At 68.0% G+C, this 16,245-nt stretch carries 18 protein-coding genes; 7 read left to right on the top strand and 11 right to left on the bottom strand.

What is annotated here, in order from left to right; translation table 11 throughout:
* Positions 1 to 80: 80 nt before the first annotated feature.
* On the bottom strand, positions 81 to 548 hold the full coding sequence (locus tag A3CU_RS0113595) for a MarR family winged helix-turn-helix transcriptional regulator (protein ID WP_027942751.1): 468 nt from the start codon (positions 546 to 548) through the stop codon (positions 81 to 83).
* Positions 549 to 611: 63 nt separating this feature from the next.
* Here A3CU_RS0113595 and A3CU_RS44720 point away from each other — a divergent pair, with 63 nt between their 5' ends.
* Together A3CU_RS44720 and A3CU_RS0113585 are read left to right on the top strand one after the other, a co-directional pair.
* Positions 612 to 1,988 (top strand): MFS transporter, encoded by a 1,377-nt coding sequence (locus tag A3CU_RS44720; RefSeq protein WP_084143251.1) that lies wholly within the window; start codon positions 612 to 614, stop codon positions 1,986 to 1,988.
* A 55-nt stretch (positions 1,989 to 2,043) separates the two neighbouring features.
* Positions 2,044 to 2,784, top strand: a complete 741-nt coding sequence (locus A3CU_RS0113585; RefSeq protein WP_027942750.1) for an MBL fold metallo-hydrolase — start codon at positions 2,044 to 2,046, stop codon at positions 2,782 to 2,784.
* Positions 2,785 to 2,879: 95 nt separating this feature from the next.
* On the opposite strand, the gene A3CU_RS0113580 is transcribed toward A3CU_RS0113585, so the two are convergent.
* From A3CU_RS0113580 to A3CU_RS0113570, 3 genes are all read right to left on the bottom strand, one after another.
* The gene (locus A3CU_RS0113580) at positions 2,880 to 3,203 is read right to left on the bottom strand and encodes an antibiotic biosynthesis monooxygenase family protein (RefSeq protein ID WP_027942749.1); all 324 of its coding nucleotides are present in this window, start codon (positions 3,201 to 3,203) and stop codon (positions 2,880 to 2,882) included.
* A gap of 272 nt (positions 3,204 to 3,475) precedes the next feature.
* Complete coding sequence (locus A3CU_RS0113575) at positions 3,476 to 3,811, bottom strand: hypothetical protein (RefSeq protein WP_027942748.1); 336 nt, start codon at positions 3,809 to 3,811, stop codon at positions 3,476 to 3,478.
* A gap of 580 nt (positions 3,812 to 4,391) precedes the next feature.
* Positions 4,392 to 4,787, bottom strand: coding sequence for a hypothetical protein (locus tag A3CU_RS0113570; RefSeq protein ID WP_027942747.1), 396 nt, complete (start codon positions 4,785 to 4,787; stop codon positions 4,392 to 4,394).
* A gap of 83 nt (positions 4,788 to 4,870) precedes the next feature.
* Between A3CU_RS0113570 and A3CU_RS0113565 the strand changes: the two genes are divergently transcribed.
* Complete coding sequence (locus A3CU_RS0113565) at positions 4,871 to 5,419, top strand: TetR family transcriptional regulator (RefSeq protein WP_027942746.1); 549 nt, start codon at positions 4,871 to 4,873, stop codon at positions 5,417 to 5,419.
* Positions 5,420 to 5,522: 103 nt separating this feature from the next.
* On the opposite strand, the gene A3CU_RS0113560 is transcribed toward A3CU_RS0113565, so the two are convergent.
* The 3 genes from A3CU_RS0113560 to A3CU_RS0113550 form a co-directional block, all read right to left on the bottom strand.
* Positions 5,523 to 7,328 (bottom strand): sialidase family protein, encoded by a 1,806-nt coding sequence (locus A3CU_RS0113560; RefSeq protein ID WP_156960361.1) that lies wholly within the window; start codon positions 7,326 to 7,328, stop codon positions 5,523 to 5,525.
* A gap of 196 nt (positions 7,329 to 7,524) precedes the next feature.
* Positions 7,525 to 8,811, bottom strand: a complete 1,287-nt coding sequence (locus tag A3CU_RS0113555) for an RNA polymerase sigma factor (RefSeq protein ID WP_027942744.1) — start codon at positions 8,809 to 8,811, stop codon at positions 7,525 to 7,527.
* Positions 8,808 to 9,227: a YciI family protein gene (locus A3CU_RS0113550; RefSeq protein WP_027942743.1), complete on the bottom strand. Its 420-nt coding sequence runs from the start codon at positions 9,225 to 9,227 to the stop codon at positions 8,808 to 8,810. Before A3CU_RS0113550 ends, A3CU_RS0113555 begins: the two co-directional genes overlap by 4 nt.
* Before the next feature lie 141 nt (positions 9,228 to 9,368).
* On the opposite strand from A3CU_RS0113550, the gene A3CU_RS0113545 reads away from it, so the two are divergent.
* Positions 9,369 to 9,617: a hypothetical protein gene (locus A3CU_RS0113545; protein WP_027942742.1), complete on the top strand. Its 249-nt coding sequence runs from the start codon at positions 9,369 to 9,371 to the stop codon at positions 9,615 to 9,617.
* A gap of 830 nt (positions 9,618 to 10,447) precedes the next feature.
* On the opposite strand, the gene A3CU_RS0113535 is transcribed toward A3CU_RS0113545, so the two are convergent.
* Positions 10,448 to 10,987, bottom strand: coding sequence for a DinB family protein (locus A3CU_RS0113535; RefSeq protein WP_027942740.1), 540 nt, complete (start codon positions 10,985 to 10,987; stop codon positions 10,448 to 10,450).
* A 92-nt stretch (positions 10,988 to 11,079) separates the two neighbouring features.
* Between A3CU_RS0113535 and A3CU_RS0113530 the strand changes: the two genes are divergently transcribed.
* On the top strand, positions 11,080 to 12,033 hold the full coding sequence (locus tag A3CU_RS0113530; RefSeq protein ID WP_027942739.1) for a helix-turn-helix transcriptional regulator: 954 nt from the start codon (positions 11,080 to 11,082) through the stop codon (positions 12,031 to 12,033).
* A 231-nt stretch (positions 12,034 to 12,264) separates the two neighbouring features.
* Here A3CU_RS0113530 and A3CU_RS0113525 read toward each other — a convergent pair whose 3' ends face one another.
* The 3 genes from A3CU_RS0113525 to A3CU_RS0113515 all read right to left on the bottom strand — a co-directional run bounded on the left by A3CU_RS0113525 (position 12,265) and on the right by A3CU_RS0113515 (position 14,172).
* Positions 12,265 to 12,663 (bottom strand): arsenate reductase ArsC, encoded by a 399-nt coding sequence (locus A3CU_RS0113525; protein WP_027942738.1) that lies wholly within the window; start codon positions 12,661 to 12,663, stop codon positions 12,265 to 12,267.
* Positions 12,664 to 12,724: 61 nt separating this feature from the next.
* Positions 12,725 to 13,801 carry an ACR3 family arsenite efflux transporter gene (gene arsB / locus A3CU_RS0113520; RefSeq protein ID WP_027942737.1) on the bottom strand — a complete coding sequence of 359 codons (1,077 nt, stop codon included), beginning with the start codon at positions 13,799 to 13,801 and terminating at the stop codon, positions 12,725 to 12,727.
* A complete protein-coding gene (locus A3CU_RS0113515; RefSeq protein ID WP_027942736.1) occupies positions 13,798 to 14,172 on the bottom strand; it encodes an ArsR/SmtB family transcription factor in 375 nt (124 codons plus the stop codon). Before A3CU_RS0113515 ends, arsB begins: the two co-directional genes overlap by 4 nt.
* A 95-nt stretch (positions 14,173 to 14,267) precedes the next feature.
* Between A3CU_RS0113515 and arsM the strand changes: the two genes are divergently transcribed.
* A complete protein-coding gene (gene arsM, locus A3CU_RS44715) occupies positions 14,268 to 15,074 on the top strand; it encodes an arsenite methyltransferase (RefSeq protein WP_043841136.1) in 807 nt (268 codons plus the stop codon).
* A 292-nt stretch (positions 15,075 to 15,366) separates the two neighbouring features.
* Positions 15,367 to 16,203 (top strand): helix-turn-helix domain-containing GNAT family N-acetyltransferase, encoded by an 837-nt coding sequence (locus A3CU_RS0113505; protein ID WP_027942735.1) that lies wholly within the window; start codon positions 15,367 to 15,369, stop codon positions 16,201 to 16,203.
* Positions 16,204 to 16,245: the final 42 nt, after the last annotated feature.

Here is a 16,245-nt window from a genome sequence, read left to right as displayed (position 1 = left end):
CCCGGCTACCCACAGTTCGATCGGCGAAGCAACACCTGGTTGTCGCTGACGCGGTCGAGTCCCGGGAACGGGGCCGCGTGCTACGGGCCGTGAGTATTCCGCGTCGGCTGGACAAGTTCCTGTAGCAGGGTACGGAAGTGGCGATACCGCCCTGTGCCGATCCTGGCTTCGTGGCGGGCCTCGATGTCGGCGAGGATGCGGTCGGCCTGCACCTGCTCGTCGCGTCCACGTTCGGTCAGGACAACGAGCTTGCTGCGGCGATCGGTGGGGTCGGGTTCGCGTCTGGCGTACCCGAGGTCCTCCAACTCGTCCAGGACACGACCGACGACCTGTTTGTGCTGGCCGGTTATCCGGGCCAGTTCGGTCGGCCTGGTTCCGATTTCGTCCAGGTACGCCAGTAGCGCCCCGTGGCGGGGTCGTACCTGCTCGTGGCCGCACTCCGCCAGCCGGGCGAAGAGTTCTTCCTCGATCGGCCACAGCAGCCTGGCCGCGAGCATGCCCAGATCGGGCTCGCGCTCCGCTCGATCGATGCGACGGTTCTTGGCCATGTCGAAAGTGTACAGTTGGTGATAGTCACCAATTGTTTACTAACTCTCTCCGGAGCCCTGCTGATGCCGCAGTCATCCTGGCGAGCCAGGATCGGGATGGGTCTGCTCGGCCTGTCCTCACTGATCACCGGTCTCGACTTCACGATCGTTTACGTGGCCCTGCCCGATGTCCAACGTGAGCTGGCCTTCACCGGCGGGCAGGTGCAATGGGTGGTTACCGCGTACGCCCTGGCTTTCGGGGGGTTCCTCCTGCTGTTCGGGCGGCTCAGCGATCTGATCGGCAGGCGCCGGGTCTTCCTGTTCGGCATGCTTCTGTTCCTCGCTGGGTCACTCACCGGTGCCTTCGCCCCCGGGCCTGCGATCCTCCTCGGCTCCCGAGCACTGCAAGGACTCGGCGCCGCTGCCTTGTTCCCCGCCACGCTCGCCCTCGTCGCCTCGACATTCCCGGAGGGACGGCCGCGAAGCCGGGCCATGACGATCTGGGCGGCATCCGGCGCCAGCGGCTTGAGCGTGGGCGCACTTGCCGGTGGGATTTTGACCGAGATGAGCTGGCGCGCTGTGTTCGCCGTCAACGTGCCGCTGGCCGTAATCGCCTTCGCGGGTGGGCTTGCGGTGTTCTCCCGGGACCCATCCCGGACTCGTAGCAGTGGGTTCGATCTTATGGGGGCATGCACCGGTACGGCTGCGGCCACACTGCTGGTGCTGACGATCACCAGCGCTTCCGAGCCCGCCACCTCCCGGACGTGGCTGCTGGCCGGCGCGGCGGGCGCGCTCCTGCTGGCGCTGCTGTTCGTCCGCACCGAGACCAAGACCCGGGACCCCTTGTTGCCCCCGTCCCTGCTGGCGCATCGGCCGTTGCGCGCTGCCCTGGTGCTGATCGCCATCTTCGGAATCAGCCTGCAGTCCATCCCGTACGTCCTCACGATTCACCTACGCACCGGTCTCGGGCTGACCGCGTTGGAGACCGGACTGGCCTTCCTGCTACCGACCGGCGCGATCACTCTCGGCAACATCGCGGGCGAGCAACTCCTGCTGCGCTTCGGACTCCGTACGGTCCTGATCAGCGGATTGATCGGTGGGGCAGTCGGAACTGGTCTCATGACCGCTTCCGGGACCGCCAGCGTCGTAGCGATCGCTCCTGGCGTGCTGCTGGCCGGACTCGGTATGGGCCTGGTGTTCCCTGCGATGTTCACCGCGGCCACCACCGGCGTCCCCGCCGAGCACAGTGGCGTCGCATCAGCGACCGCGTCCAGCGCACTCCAAATCGGAACGGCCATCGGACTCGCCATCGTCACCTGGCTTCTCCACACCGGACCCGATGGCCTTGTCGCCACCCTCGCCATCATCAGCGGCGTTGCTCTGCTCGGGACCGCGCCGGCCTTCTTCATTCCGAGCCGGACACCACGTCCGCGCGATCCGGCCCGGGGTCTGCCGAAGTGACCATTGTGGACTCGCCTGCCATGACACCAGTTGGGCACGCTGGCATGCTTTAGCCATGCGACAAGTCACCGTGCTCGGCAGTTGCGGCGCCTTTCCGGAACCGGGTCGCGCCTGTAGTGGTTTCCTCCTGGACTGGGACGGTTACCGGCTCGTTCTCGACCTGGGCTACGCCACCCTCCCGCAGCTGCTCGCGCACGTGCCCGATGGAGCCGTCGACGCGGTTGTGATCACGCATGACCACCCCGATCACTGCATCGACCTGCATGGGCTGTTCCGCATACGCCACTATGGCTCGGCTGCGGGGAAACTGCCGCTTTACTGCACGCACGGGGTTCTCGACCGCCTCGGTGGTCTGGAACCCGACGTGGATCTGCACGACGTGTTCGACGTCCATCTCCTGCCCGGCCACCATCGGATCGGGCCGTTCGAGCTGACCGGCCTGTCCCTGCCGCACTACGTGCCGAACGCCGGTGTCCGCCTGAGCGCCGACGGCGTCGCCCTGGCCTACACCGGCGACACCGGACCTGACCCGCTGCTGGCCGAACTCGGTCGCGACGCCGACCTGTTCATCGTGGAAGCGACCGACCGGGACGGCGAAACGCGGCGGCCCACGCGCAATCTGATGACCGCGACCGAGGCCGGCGCCTGGGCCCGCCGGGCGGGCGCCCGCAGGTTGCTGCTCACCCACTTCTGGCCGGGCAACGACCGCGCCGCCGCGGTCGCCGCCGCCCGTGCCGAGTTCGACGGTGAGATACTCGCGGCGGATGAAGATCTCGTGGTCACACTCGATCGCTGAACGCGTTCCACGTCCTCCGCTTCGATCGCCTCAGTGCAGGGCCCGATCAGGCGCGGCTCATCCCGTTGCGCCTGACCGGGCCGTCTGCACGGCTGTCAGCGATCGTTTCGATCAAGGGTGTAGGAAACTTCGTACAGGCCTGGGTTGGCCTGGCCGAATGCCTTGTTGCCCTCCAGCATCCCTTGGGACTTCAAAAGCTGGATTACCCGCTGCGCGGCGTCGAGGTCTTCGCTTTGCGCGTAGTTGACCACGCGGGTGCCGTCCAGGCTGCGGTGCAGGCTGGCCGACATCCAGCCGGGCACCTCGCTGGCGACCTGGGCCGCACGGGCAAGGTAGTCGATCAAGGGTCGCTGGCGGCCCGCTTCGACGGTGAAAACGTTGATCTGAGTCACCGCCGAGCCAACACGAATGATGGGCATCATCTCTCCTCTACTTGCGTTGCGCGAGGCGAGGAGCCAAGGCTCAACAGGCATGCGGCGTCAAGCCTCGGCTGCTCGCCGAGTGCTTGTCGCGGGTTCGCCGCCGCAGCAACGAACGGAGCCTCATGTTGAGGGGGCCGGGCTTACCCAATGCCGACCCAGGTCCTTTTCGACCCGAGCAAAGTACCGGGCTTGACGCCGACGCGTCTACCCGGCCTCGATCTCGATGGCTTCGATCACTCGGTGGCCACCTGGCCGATTTACCGGCGTCGTCACGCTCGGCTGACGGCGCGTCCCACGACCGAGAGGTACACACCCATGCCCATGATCAGCAGGGCGATCGGCACGTGCACGATCACCAGTGCGTGTTGCCCGCCCTTGCTGATCGCCTCCCCGAGCCCGGTCTGGATGATCAGCAATACGAGCACCACAGCGGACGGCCCGGCAAGATCGCGGCGCCGCCTGACCATCGCGAAGATGGTGGCCGCCAGCGAACAGAGCACCGCGACAACGGCGAAGATCTCATGCAACTGGCGCCAGTCGACCCCGCCGACACGGCCGAGGAACCCACCTGCCGACAGGCCTTGGAACAACACGCTCAGCAGCATGAGTCCATTTAGGATAGAGAACGCGCGAGTGTTCACCGCTGACCTCCCGGAAGGTGCGAAACTGCGCAGAAATCATCGCGTTTACCCAGGCGTGCATCGCGGGACAGGGTACTCTCCTCCCGGACAACAGACGTCGATTCTGTGAGGTCGTTGCTATGCCGTACCCGCCGATCAGGCAGAAGTTCTCCGACTACGCCCAATGACGGGAGGCCTTCGACTCCCTGAGTGAGCTGCGCGGCTCGCTCAGCCTGAGGCCGCCGCCCACTCGGGCGTAGCCGATCATCGCGGGCTTTGCCGCTGGGGTTCGGCCCGGCCGATGGCCGGAGGTGAACTGCCATGACTTCCTCCCACTGGTGCTGGCCGTTACCTTTCCCTGCTTCGATCCGTCATGTCTTTGACGAACGTGCGCGCGGGAAGGTAACCAGGACGGAGGAGGATGCGGAGATGGCGCGAGAGATCCGGCGCCGCATCATCGGCACGACCGCGGTCGCGGCCACCGCAGCCTTCGCCTGCGGTGCCCTGCTGACCCAAACCGTGATCGTTGTCAACGGCAGCCGAATTTTGACGATCGGCTGGCGCCTCATCCCGCCCGAGCGCCCCGGGTCGCACGCCATTCCAGTACCGCGAACACCGCACACCCCACCGCGAGGGCCACCAGCAAGAACTGTAGCGCCGCCGCCAATCCCGGGAACGCCACCAGCAACACCACCGCCACCACGACCGCTACCGCGTTGGCCACCGCGGTGACCGCCCCTATCTCGGTCATGTTCCGGCCACCGGCAGCCCAGGCGAGCACCCCGGCGAACACCAGACACGCCGCTCCCACCGGCACGAGCACCGGCCACCAGGCCACGCTCACCCCCGCGCCGGCAAACGGCATCGCCACCAGCGCCACTCCGCCCAGTGCATCCCATACCGCATCCGCTGCCAGCACCCGGGCCAGCAGGGGCGAGGCCGTATCGTTCCGGGCCGACATGCCACCTCCAAAATTCTTGAAACAGTCGTGTCAAGAATAGGGTGGTGGAAACCGCCGCATCTGTCCAGTCCCAAAGGATCACCATGGCCCGAACCCCCGACCCGGACCGCCGCGCCCGAGTCCTGGCCGACGCCACCGACTACGTCCTGGCCCACGGCCTCGCCGGGCTGAGCCTGCGTCCGCTCGCCGCCGCCCTGGGCACCAGCACCCGCATGCTGCTGTACGACTTCGGCGACAAGCAGCAACTCGTCGCGGCCACGCTCGCCGAAGCCCGCCGGCGGCTGGCGGAGCTGTTCACCCAGCACATCGAGGGAGCCAGTCGCACCGAGACCCTGAGCGCCATGTGGACCTGGCTCACCGCCCCCGAACAACAGCCCTATCTCCAGTTGTTCTTCGAAATCCACATCGACGCCATGGCCCACCCCGAGCGCTATCCCGATGGTGGACGCGGGCTCATCACCGACTGGCTCGGCTTCTTCACCTCCACCAATCGGGACCAGCCCGTCGACCAGACCACCGCCACCCTGATGATCGCCACCGTCCGCGGCCTGCTACTCGATCGGTTCCTCACCCACGACCACGAGCGCACCCACCAGGCACTCGAACACCTCGCCGCACTCCTGGCCGACTGACCCGCCGCCGCGCGACGACCGGTCACGGATTGGTGCTGTCGATGGCCACGACGCCGGAGAGGATTTCCGTGCGTCCACACGGAAATCCTCCCCGGAAATCGCCTCAGCCGGCCGCGGCGCCGAAGATGTCCTGATCCAGGCCACCCTCGTTCGGGCAGGTGTCCGGACCGGTCGCCGGCGTGCGGCACTGGCGCACGTCGAAGCCCTGGCCACCCTCGGAGCGTGGGTCGACGCCCGGCACGACCTGCCGGTTGTCCGTCCACACGCGATACGCGAACGAGCCCACATTGGACACGTAGTTGTAGTCGCCCTGGAACGGGACGCCGCGGTCGCCGAACATCTCGTAGTTCGGCTGGTGCGACTGGGTGCTCAGCCGGCTCACGGTCCAACTCGCTCCGCCGTTGGTCGACACCGCACCGTAGGCGTCCAGGCCGCCGCCCGGGCTCGCCGTGTGGAAACCGAACTGATCGACCGCGGCACAGTTACCGGGCGGGCTCTGCACGCTGTAACAAGGGTCGTTGCGCGAGTCCGACCACACCGCGTAGAGGTAGCCACCATCGGCGTTGATGTCCGGGAAGAACTGGTGCCCGGAGTTGACGTCGCTGATCGGCACCGGTGAGGACCAGGTGGAACCGCCGTCGACCGACTTGCTGAAGTACGTCGCGCCCTGCCCGACCATCAGCGTGCCGTCAGACGCTACCGGTGCGGAGTTGTACGACGACGTCGAAGGAACTTCGGTGCTGGGTTTCACCGCGTCGTACACCAGGTACAGCGTCTTCGGGTCGCCCTTCGGGTCGGCGGTCACGCGTGGCTGCGTGTCGTGCCGGAAGAAGGTGTACCCGCTGACGCACGCCAACGGCCCCGAACCACAGTCGCGCGCGCCACCCTCGGACGCTTCCGACTCCGGCCCGTCGGCGTTCTCGAACGCCTGATCATGCGCTTCCTCGGCGGCCGCGGCATCACGCGGGTTGTCGGCCGCATCGAAGGTGTCGAACCCGGCAACGGCCTGCCTGGCCGGGCTGAACGTCGCACCGCCGTCGGTCGACCGCACGAACATGACCGCGTCCTGCTGGTGGCCGCGGTTGGAATCGAACTGCCGCCACACCACGTTCACCGTGCCGTCGGAGTTGACCGCGATGTCGGCATACTGGTTGTCCTTGCTGCCGGTCGAAATCTTCACCGGATGCGAGAAGGTCGCGCCGTGATCGGTCGAGCGCGCGAACATGATCTCGTTGTTACCCGAGCCCTGGAACACGCTCCACGCCACGTAAACGTTGCCCGCGAAGCGACTCGACGCGCCACGGTCGACCTCGATCGAGGTCTTGTCGTTGAACTTGCCCGACAACGCGGGTGTTCCGCTGCTGACCAGCACGGTTCCCACGTAGTGCGCGCCGTCCTGGTCGTAGGTCGCGACCCAGACCGACGCGTTTTGTGGCTTCGCCCGGTTGAACGCGTTGCCCATGTAGAACAGCCGGCCGTCGTTGTCCCATGCCTGCACGGGATCGCCGGCGTTGGTGATTCCCTTCGCGTGCAATGGGCTCGCCTGGCCCTCGGGCGAGTTGTCCGTGGGATATCCGGGCAGCAGCGAGTTCGTCCAGGTCCGGCCGGAATCGGTGGAACGGTAATATCCCGCCCAGGTCCCGCCCGCCCTCTCGACGCTGCAATAGTCATTGGAGCCCGCGACGACGACCGCGGGGTTCTTCGGATCGATCGCGACGGACGGTTCGTTCTGCTGTCGCAGGTTCGTGCCACACACTGAGATCGCGTCGTCAGCGGTGATCAGCCGCCCGTTGGCCTTGACGTAGGGGGCATCGACGGTTACCGGCCCGTCGGACGTAGCTGCCGCAGCGAGCCCGGGAACAGCGAGCAGGCTCGAAGCGAATACGGCTAGGACTGTTCTTCGGCGCATGGAAGGGTCCCTCCCGACACACGGTGCTCGCCCCGACTGCCGCGCCCCGTTGCGCGGCTCGAGCAGGGGGACTTTAGGTCAAAAAAGCGCTTTCTCAAAGGTCCGAACGTGATATTCCCCTACAGGGACGCGTCCGTTGGTATGGGCGAGTTCCGCCAGTCAGCCCTGCGCCCGGCTCCGGTGCGCGAGCCCTGAATCAGCCGAGGTCGGCGAGTTTGCGCTCGAGCACCGCCCGCTCACGCGCGTTGCCACACCGCCGCAGCGCGAGTTCCAGTTCGGTACGCGCCTCGTCGCCACGCCCCAGGCGGGCGAGCAACTCCCCGCGAACACTCGGCAGCAGATGCGAATTCGACAGCGTCCCGGCGGCCACCAGCTCGTCCACGATCGTCAGCGCCGCGGCCGGTCCCTGCGCCATGGAGACGGCCACGGCCCGGTTGAGATCGACCACCGGTGACGGCGCCAGCCTGCCGAGCGCCTCGTAGATGAGCACGACGCGCTCCCAGTTCGTTTCCTCGACCGACGAGGCGACGGCGTGGCATTCGGCGATCGCCGCCTGCAAACCGTAGGCGCCCAGGCCCCGGCCGACCTGCTGCGCGCGGGCCAGGGCGGCTCGTCCCCGGCGGATCGCGGCGTGATCCCAGCGGCGCCGGTCCTGGTGCTCCAGCAGCACCGGCTCGCCGTCCGGCCCGGTGCGGGCAGGGAAGCGTGCCGCGGTCAACTCGAGCAGCGCCAGCAGGCCGTGGACCTCGGGCTCGTTCGGCACCAGCCGGGCCAGCACCCGGGCCAGGCGCTGTGCCTCGCTCGCTAGCTCGAGCCGGATCAGATCGTCACCGGAACTGGCCGAGGACCCTTCGGTGAAAATCAGGTAGACCACGGCCAGCACCGAGCCGAGCCGCCCGGCCCGCTCCTCGGGCGGCGGCACCTCGAACGGAACCCGGGCCGCCCCGAGGGTCTTCTTCGCCCGGGTGATCCGGGCCTGCACGGTGGCGGTCGGGACAAGGAACGCCTTGGCGATCTCGTCGCTGGTCAGGCCGCCGACCACCCGCAGGGTGAGCGCCACCCTCGCCTCCCGCGCCAGTACCGGGTGGCACGAGATGAACATCAACGCGAGCACGTCGTCGTCGATCTGATCCGGATCCCACAGCACGTCCTCGGCGTCCCGGGCCGGGTCGGCGGGTGCGTTCCCCGAGACGACGCCGCCCTCGCCCAGGTTCCGGGCAAGGGCGGCGTACCTGTCGTCAAGAGCCGAGCGCCGGCGAAACGCGTCGATGGCGCGGCGCCGGCCGACGGTGAGCAGCCACCCCGCCGGGTTGCGGGGCACGCCATCACGTGGCCAGGTCACGAGCGCCTCGGCCAGTGCCTCCTGGGCGAGGTCCTCCGCGAGCGCGAAGTCGCCGGTGTATCGCGCGAGCGCACCGACGATCCGTGCGGACTCGATCCGCCAGACGGCGGCAACGGCCTCACGGCCGGTCGATCCGCTCAGAGCTGACCGGTGGCTTCCCGCCACGCCCGCTCCTTCTTGACCCACTCGTTGTCCTGCGGGAACTCGTCGATCGTGGTGACCCGGCGAATCTCCGTCTTGAAGCCCGGGCCCATGGTCGGTGCCCGCTTGGCCCACTCGATGGCCTCCTCCTTCGACGCCACGTTGAGGATGTAGAACCCGCCGAACAGCTCCTTGGTCTCACCGTACGGGCCGTCGGTGACCACGGGCGGCTCGGCGGAGTAGTCGACGACCACGCCCTCGGCGGCGTCGTCGAGTCCTTCCGCCGCGACGAGCACACCGGCCCGGATCAGCTCGTCGTTGTACTTGCCGATGGTCTCGAGCATCTCGTTGAAGTCGACGTTCGCCATCTTCGCGAAGGCCTCGTCGGTGGCGCGCATGATCAGCATGAACTTCATGGTCGGCATCCCTGGGTTGTCGGGCCCTCTTTCGGACCCTCTCACCCCTAGGTCGAACGGGGAACCTCGCGGATCGACACAACCGCAGATCTTCTTCTCGCCAGGCTCCCGCAGCATACGACCCGAGCCCCGCACCCGGGCGTGTCCCCGCCTCAGGACGGCAAGTTCCCGCCCCAGGACGGCAAGTTCCCGCCCCAGGCCCGCGAGTTCCCGGTTCAGGCCCGCGTGTCCCCGCCCCAGGACGGCGAGTTCCCACCCCAAGCCCGCGAGCTCCCGCCCCAGGACGGCGAGTTCCCGGTCCAGGCAAGCGAGTTCCCGATCCGGGCGGGCGTGCTCCCGGTCCAGCTCCGGTCAGCCCATGGTTTTGGCGCGGTCGTCATCGGCGCGTAACGGGAGCGACTGGCCCAAGCGAGGCTGGAAACCAGCATCGGGGCTCAGGGGCTCACCAAGTGGTTACGTCGCATGTGTTGTTCGTACCTAGCAAGAATGGCTGCGAATGGTGGCTCGCCAATGCGCGACTCCCGTCGCTGAGCCGGTGACTCGGCTGCCAGAACCAGGAACTCACCCACCCCAACCCGGAACTCGGCTGCCAGAACCAGGAACTCACCCACCCCAACCCGGGACACGGCTGCCCGAACCAGGAACTCACCCACCCCAACCCGGGACACGGCTGCCCGAACCAGGAACTCACCCACCCCAACCCGGGACACGGCTTCTGAAGCGACGCCGCCAGGCTCGCCACCTCCCCGAAGATCGACTCCCGCCTCCGCCGGATCCTCACCTGCGGCGACATCGCTCTCATCACGAGCGACTGGAGCTTCACCTCGGGCTCCGCCACCAGCAAGGGCGTCTCGGTCGAAGTGATCAGACGGCGACCCGACGGCACCTGGAAGTACGCCATCGACGAACCCAGCATCCTGCGCTGACCATGCCGGCAATCGTGACCTGCCCGTCACGCTGAACTTGCCCGCCGGCGCCGCGCTCCGGCCTGTCCCCGCTCCAGCCGCATGAGTTCCCGATCCAGCTCGACCTGTCCCCGATCCAGGCCGGTGATTTCCCGGTTCAGGCGGGCAAGTCCCCGCCCCAGGCCGACGAGTTCCCGACCCAGGCGAGCGTGTCCCCGATCCAGGCGAGCGTGTCCCCGATCCAGGCCGGTGATTTCCCGGTTCAGGCGGGCGTGTCCCCGGTCCAGGCGGGCGAGTTCCTGGTTCGCGCGCCGGTCAGCCCATGGTTTTGGCGCCGTCCAGGGACTCCCGGATGATGTCGGCGTGGCCGGCGTGCTGGGCGGTCTCGGCGATGATGTGTATCAGCACCTGGCGGACCGACCACCGCTCGGGCTGGGGCCACGGGGCCTTCGGCAGCGGGTGGGTGACGTCCAGGTCAGGCAGGACGGCGACCAGCTCATCGGTCCGGCGCGCCGCCTCTTCGTAGTTGGCCAGCACACCGGCCAGCGTGTCACCGGGCAGCATCCGGAACTCGTCGGCCCACCGGGCCTGGTCTTCCTCGGTCATGGCGGTGAAATCGGGCATCGCCGACGGGCCCTCCACGATGAAGTTCGCCCAGCTCCGTTCGACCGCGGTGACATGCTTGATCAGGCCGCCCAAGCACAGCTCGCTGACCGTGGTCCGCCGGCCGGCTTGTTCGTCGGTGAGGTCGCGGGTGGTGAAGCGCAGGAAGTGCCGTTGCTTCGCCAGAGCCGCCAGCAGGTCGGCGCGCTCGCCGGTGACGGCGGGAGTGGTGGTCAACTCGTTGACGGTCATGATCGTTGCCTTCCGTTGTTCTGTCCGTTGAGCACAACGCTAAGCTCGATAGCGGTCACTTCCTGACCTGAATTCGCGGAAGAATCGAGAACGTGGCGAACACGAGTACCCGGACGTTGCGGCTGCTGTCCCTGCTCCAGACTCACCGGTACTGGCCGGGCACCGAACTGGCCGAGCGGCTGGAGGTGTCGGTCCGCACCCTGCGCCGGGACATCGACCGGCTACGCGAGTTGGGCTATCCGGTCGAGGCGCAGCGCGGCGTCGACGGCGGCTACCAACTCGCCGCGGGCGCGGCGCTGCCGCCGCTGGTGGTCGATGACGACGAGGCGGTCGCCTTGGTCGTGGGACTGCAGGCCGCCGCGCAGGGCCCGGTGGAGGGCATCGCGGAGGCCGGCGTACGGGTGCTGGCCAAGGTGGTCCAGGTGATGCCGGCCCGCCTGCGGCACCGGGTCGAGGCGCTGCGCGCCATGACCGTGCCGGCCGTATGGGGTGGCTCGGCCGGAGCGGTCGTCGACCCGAGCGTGCTCACCACGGTCGCGTTGGCCTGCCGGGACAACGAACGTCTTCGCTTCGCCTACCTCGCCGCCGGCGGCCGGCGAACCGACCGGCACGTCGAACCGCATCGGCTGGTCTCGCTCGGCCGCCGCTGGTACCTGGTCGCGTACGACCTCACGCGGCACGCCTGGCGCAACTTCCGGGTCGATCGGCTCACCGCGCCCAATCGCACCGGCTCCCGCTTCCGGACCCGCGACCTGCCCGCCGCCGACGCCGCCGAGTTCGTCCGCTCCGGTCTGGACAACATGCCCCGCCCGTACCAGGTGGAGGCCCAGGTCGACGCCCCGGCCGAAGCCGTGCGGGCGAAGATCGGCAAGTGGAGCACGGTCGAGGAGATCGACGCCGGGCGCTGCCGGGTGCGCATGACAGCCGACTCTCTCGAGTGGCCGATCATGGCGCTCGGCGCGGTCGGCGCGGACTTCCGCGTCCTGGAGCCGCCCGAGTTGCTCGATCAGATCCACGAGTGGGGAGCCCGATTCAACCGGGCATAGCGCCGATCTGCGGGTAAGCAGCCCTGGTTCGCCCAGCTGTCCTGAGTCACCCGCACCGTGCCCGACGACCGCGCCACCGCCTGCATCGTCGACTTCGAGAACCCGGAACTCATCCGCCTGAACCCAGAACTCATTGGCCTGAACCGAGAATTCAGCAGACTGAACCCGGAACTCAGCGGCCGCAGCCATCTTCGCGCTGCTGCTTGGCCGCGAAGGGTTGGTCGATCCCGGCTACGCCAGGTCAGCGAGAAGCGCTTGAACTCGACGGTCGATTTCGTCCCGGATGGGACGGACCTCGTCGACGCTTTTGCCCGCGGGGTCGTCGAGTTCCCAGTCGAGGTAGCGCTTGCCGGGGAACACGGGGCAAGCGTCGCCGCAGCCCATGGTGATGACGACGTCCGCGACTTGGACGGCTTCCGCGGTCAGAAGCTTGGGGATTTCCTTGGACAGATCCAATCCGATCTCGGTCATGGCCTGGGCCACCGCGGGGTTGACGGCGTCGGCGGGCGCGGACCCGGCGGAGCGGACCACGACCCGGCCCTGAGCGTGATGGTCGAGCAGGGCGGCGGCCATTTGTGAACGTCCGGCATTGTGCACGCACACAAAGAGGACTTCCGGCTTGTCGGACACGAGATCTCCTTGGCTCGTGAGCGATGGGAATGGAGGCGTTATCCCCGCACGTGAAGCATGGTTACTCCTCGGTGACGGTGGCGGTGGCGGTGGCGAAGCGGCGGCGCAGCGCGAGGGAGACGTAGACCAGGGCGACGAGCACGGGGACCTCGATCAGCGGGCCGACGACACCGGCGAGGGCCTGCCCGCTGGTGGCGCCGAAGGTCGCGATCGCGACGGCGATGGCGAGTTCGAAGTTGTTGCCCGCGGCGGTGAACGCCAGGGTCGTGGTGCGTTCGTAGCTGAGGCCGACGGCCTTGCCGAAGGCGTAGGACCCGGCCCACATGATCGCGAAGTAGGCCAGCAAGGGCAGGGCGATACGGGCGACGTCCAGGGGCTGGCTGGTGATCTGGTGTCCTTGCAGGGCGAACAGGATGACGATGGTGAACAACAGCCCGTATAGCGCGATGGGGCCGACCTTGGGCAGATACCGCGTTTCGTACCAGGTGCGGCCCTTGCCGCGTTCGCCGAGACGGCGGGAGAGATAGCCGGCCACGAGTGGGATACCGAGGAAGATCAGCACGTTCTTGACGATCTGCCACCCGGACACGGCCAGGTCGCTGGCGGGCAGTCCGAGCCAGCCGGGCAGCACCGAGAGATAGAACCAGCCGAGTGTCCCGAAGGCGATCACCTGGAACACTGAGTTGAGCGCGACGAGGACGGCGGCGGCTTCGGAGTCGCCGCAGGCGAGGTCGTTCCAGATGATGACCATGGCGATGCAGCGGGCGAGCCCGACGATGATCAGCCCGGTGCGGTATTCGGGCAGGTCGGGCAGCAGGAGCCAGGCCAGGCCGAACATCAACGCCGGGCCGATGAGCCAGTTGAGGATCACCGACGGCAGCAGGAGCCGCCGGTCGCGGGTGACCGTGTCGAGGCGGTCGTAGCGAACCTTGGCCAGCACCGGGTACATCATCACCAGCAGCCCCAGTGCGATCGGCAGCGAGACACCGTCGACCGCCACGGCGTCGAGTCCGGCTCCCAGACCGGGAACCCATCGCCCGGCCAGCACGCCGGCCACCATGGCGGCACCGATCCAGACCGGCAGGAGACGGTCCAGAGTGGACAGTTTCCCGACGACGGCCGTGTCGGTGCTGGTCACGCCGTCACCACCGTGGTCTGGCCGGGCTGCAGGACGGCGGACAGTCGGGCAAGCGCCTCGGGCTGGACCCGGTAGTAGATCCAGGTTCCCCGCCGCTCCCCGGTGATCAGCCCCGATTCGCGCAGCACCTTGAGGTGGTGCGAGATCGTCGGCCCGGTCAGATCGAAGGTGTCGGTCAGCTCGCAGACGCACGTCTCGCCCCCTTCGTGGGAGGCGATCAGCGACAGCAGTCGCAACCGCACCGGATCGCCGACCGCCTTGAACACCCGCGCCAGCTCGGCCGCCTGCGACTCGGACAACGGTTCTCGAACCAAGGGTGGGCAGCACTCCCCGGCACCGCCGTCCACCACGATCGGCAACTGTTTCGACATGGCTCTATTTAAGCAGACTTCTATCTTGACGAGAATCGAGACAAGAGGCAAGCTAACTTCATCGACAGACATCGATTAAACCGGAGGGCAGAATGATGTCGGATTCGTCGGCCGAACTGCGGGAGCGAGTGCGCGATCGCTATGCCGCGGCCGCGATCGCGGTGACCACCGGACGTGCGGCCTCGTGCTGCGGCGGGGAATCCTGTTCGACGGAAGACCTGACCGGCGGCCACTACGGGGAGGCCGAGCGGGCCGAACTGCCGGAGGAGGCGGTGTTGGCCAGCCTGGGCTGCGGCAACCCGCTCGCGGTCGCCGAACTACGCGCGGGCGAGACCGTGCTCGACCTCGGCTCCGGGGGCGGCATCGACGTGCTGTTGTCCGCCGTCCGCGTCGGCCCGGAAGGCAAGGTCTACGGGCTGGACATGACCGAGGAGATGCTCGCCCTCGCACTCGCCAACAAGGCAAAGGCCCGGGCCGAAAACGTGGAGTTCCTCAAGGGACACATCGAGGCCGTCCCGCTACCCGCGAACACCGTCGACGTGATCATCTCCAACTGCGTGATCAACCTGTCCACCGACAAGCCGGCCGTGTTCGCCGAGGCGTTCCGGGTGCTCAAGCCCGGTGGACGGCTCGGCATCAGCGATGTGGTGGCGGAGGACCACCTCACCGCCGCGGACCGAGCCGAGCGTGGCGACTACGTCGGCTGCATCGCCGGAGCGCTGTCGTTCGCCGAGTACCGCGAGGGCCTGGTGGCGGCCGGGTTCACCGACGTGGAAATCACCCCGACCCACGAAGCGGTGGAAGGCATGCACTCCGCCATCGTCCGCGCCACCAAACCGGCCGACGCACCCACGCTGCGGGAGCTGCCGCTCACGGCCACGGGCGAGGGCTGCTGCAGTTGAGCCGTCAGCTTGATCGGAGGCCGCGCGCGACGTAGATCGCGTCGCGGCCGACTCCGCGGAGGGTGGAGGCGGTGCCGTCATGGGTGGCCGAAGCGACGCGGTGGCCGGTATGAACGGCGACATCGAGACCACATCGCCCATCGCGGACTGTCCTTTTTAGATGGTGTGCTGCCGGGGCCGGACAAAGCGGTGTCCGGCCCGGCTCACACCACGACTACCCGCACCCCAGCCATACCACCGCACATCTCTTTGTCGATGAGGATCGACAGATGCGATCGCCGATACTGGAGGCATGACCGCCGCGCCCGACGCCCCGCTTCTCGCCGACGCTGACGCCGCCACCTACGCCAGTTGGTTTGCCTGCCTGGCCGAACCCACCCGGGTCCGCCTGCTGCACGCCGTCGCCACGTCCCGCCGCGGCCGCACCGTCGGACAGCTCACCGAGATCCTCGGCATCAGCCAGTCGACCTGCTCCCACCACGTGCGCAAGCTCGCCGAGGTCGGCTTCCTGCGGCTGCACAAGGAAGGCACCGCGACCTGGGTGACCGTCAACGCCGCCTGCTGCACCGGGCTGCCGCACGCCGCCGATGCCGTGATGGGCCTGCTCGCGCCCCGGCCCTGCTGTCCGGACGACGTTCCGACCGACGTGACCGTGCGCGCCTTGGGCGACGATGACTGGCCGGCGGTGCGGAGGATCTATGGCGAGGGCATCGCCACCGGCATCGCGACCTTCGAAACGACCGTGCCCAGCCGGTCCAGCCTCGACGCGAAATGGCTGCCCGGCCACCGGTGGATCGCCGAACTCGATGGCGCGGTGGTCGGCTGGGCCGCCGCGACGCCTACCTCTGCGCGCGAGTGCTACTCCGGTGTCGCCGAAACATCGATCTATGTCGCCAACGGTCACCACGGCCGCGGGATCGGCAAAGCCTTGATCCGCAAGCAGGTCATGGCCGCCGACGAGGCCGGGCTGTGGACCCTGCAAACCTCGATCTTCACGGAAAACCGCGCCAGCCTTGGTCTGCACCATGCTGCCGGATTCCGCACCGTCGGCATCCGTGAACGCATCGCCCAACGCGACGGCGTCTGGCACGACACCGTCCTCCTCGAACGGCGCTCGGCTGCCTGCTAAGCCCGCCAAGCCGGCATCCCCGTTGGGGTAGGCCAAGATGTG

Origin of the sequence: Amycolatopsis taiwanensis DSM 45107, assembly GCF_000519205.1 — a bacterium.
GTDB classification, from domain to species: Bacteria; Actinomycetota; Actinomycetes; order Mycobacteriales; family Pseudonocardiaceae; genus Amycolatopsis_E; species Amycolatopsis_E taiwanensis.
Note: the sequence above shows the minus strand (reverse complement) of the source record. Positions and strands in the feature narration are given on the sequence as shown.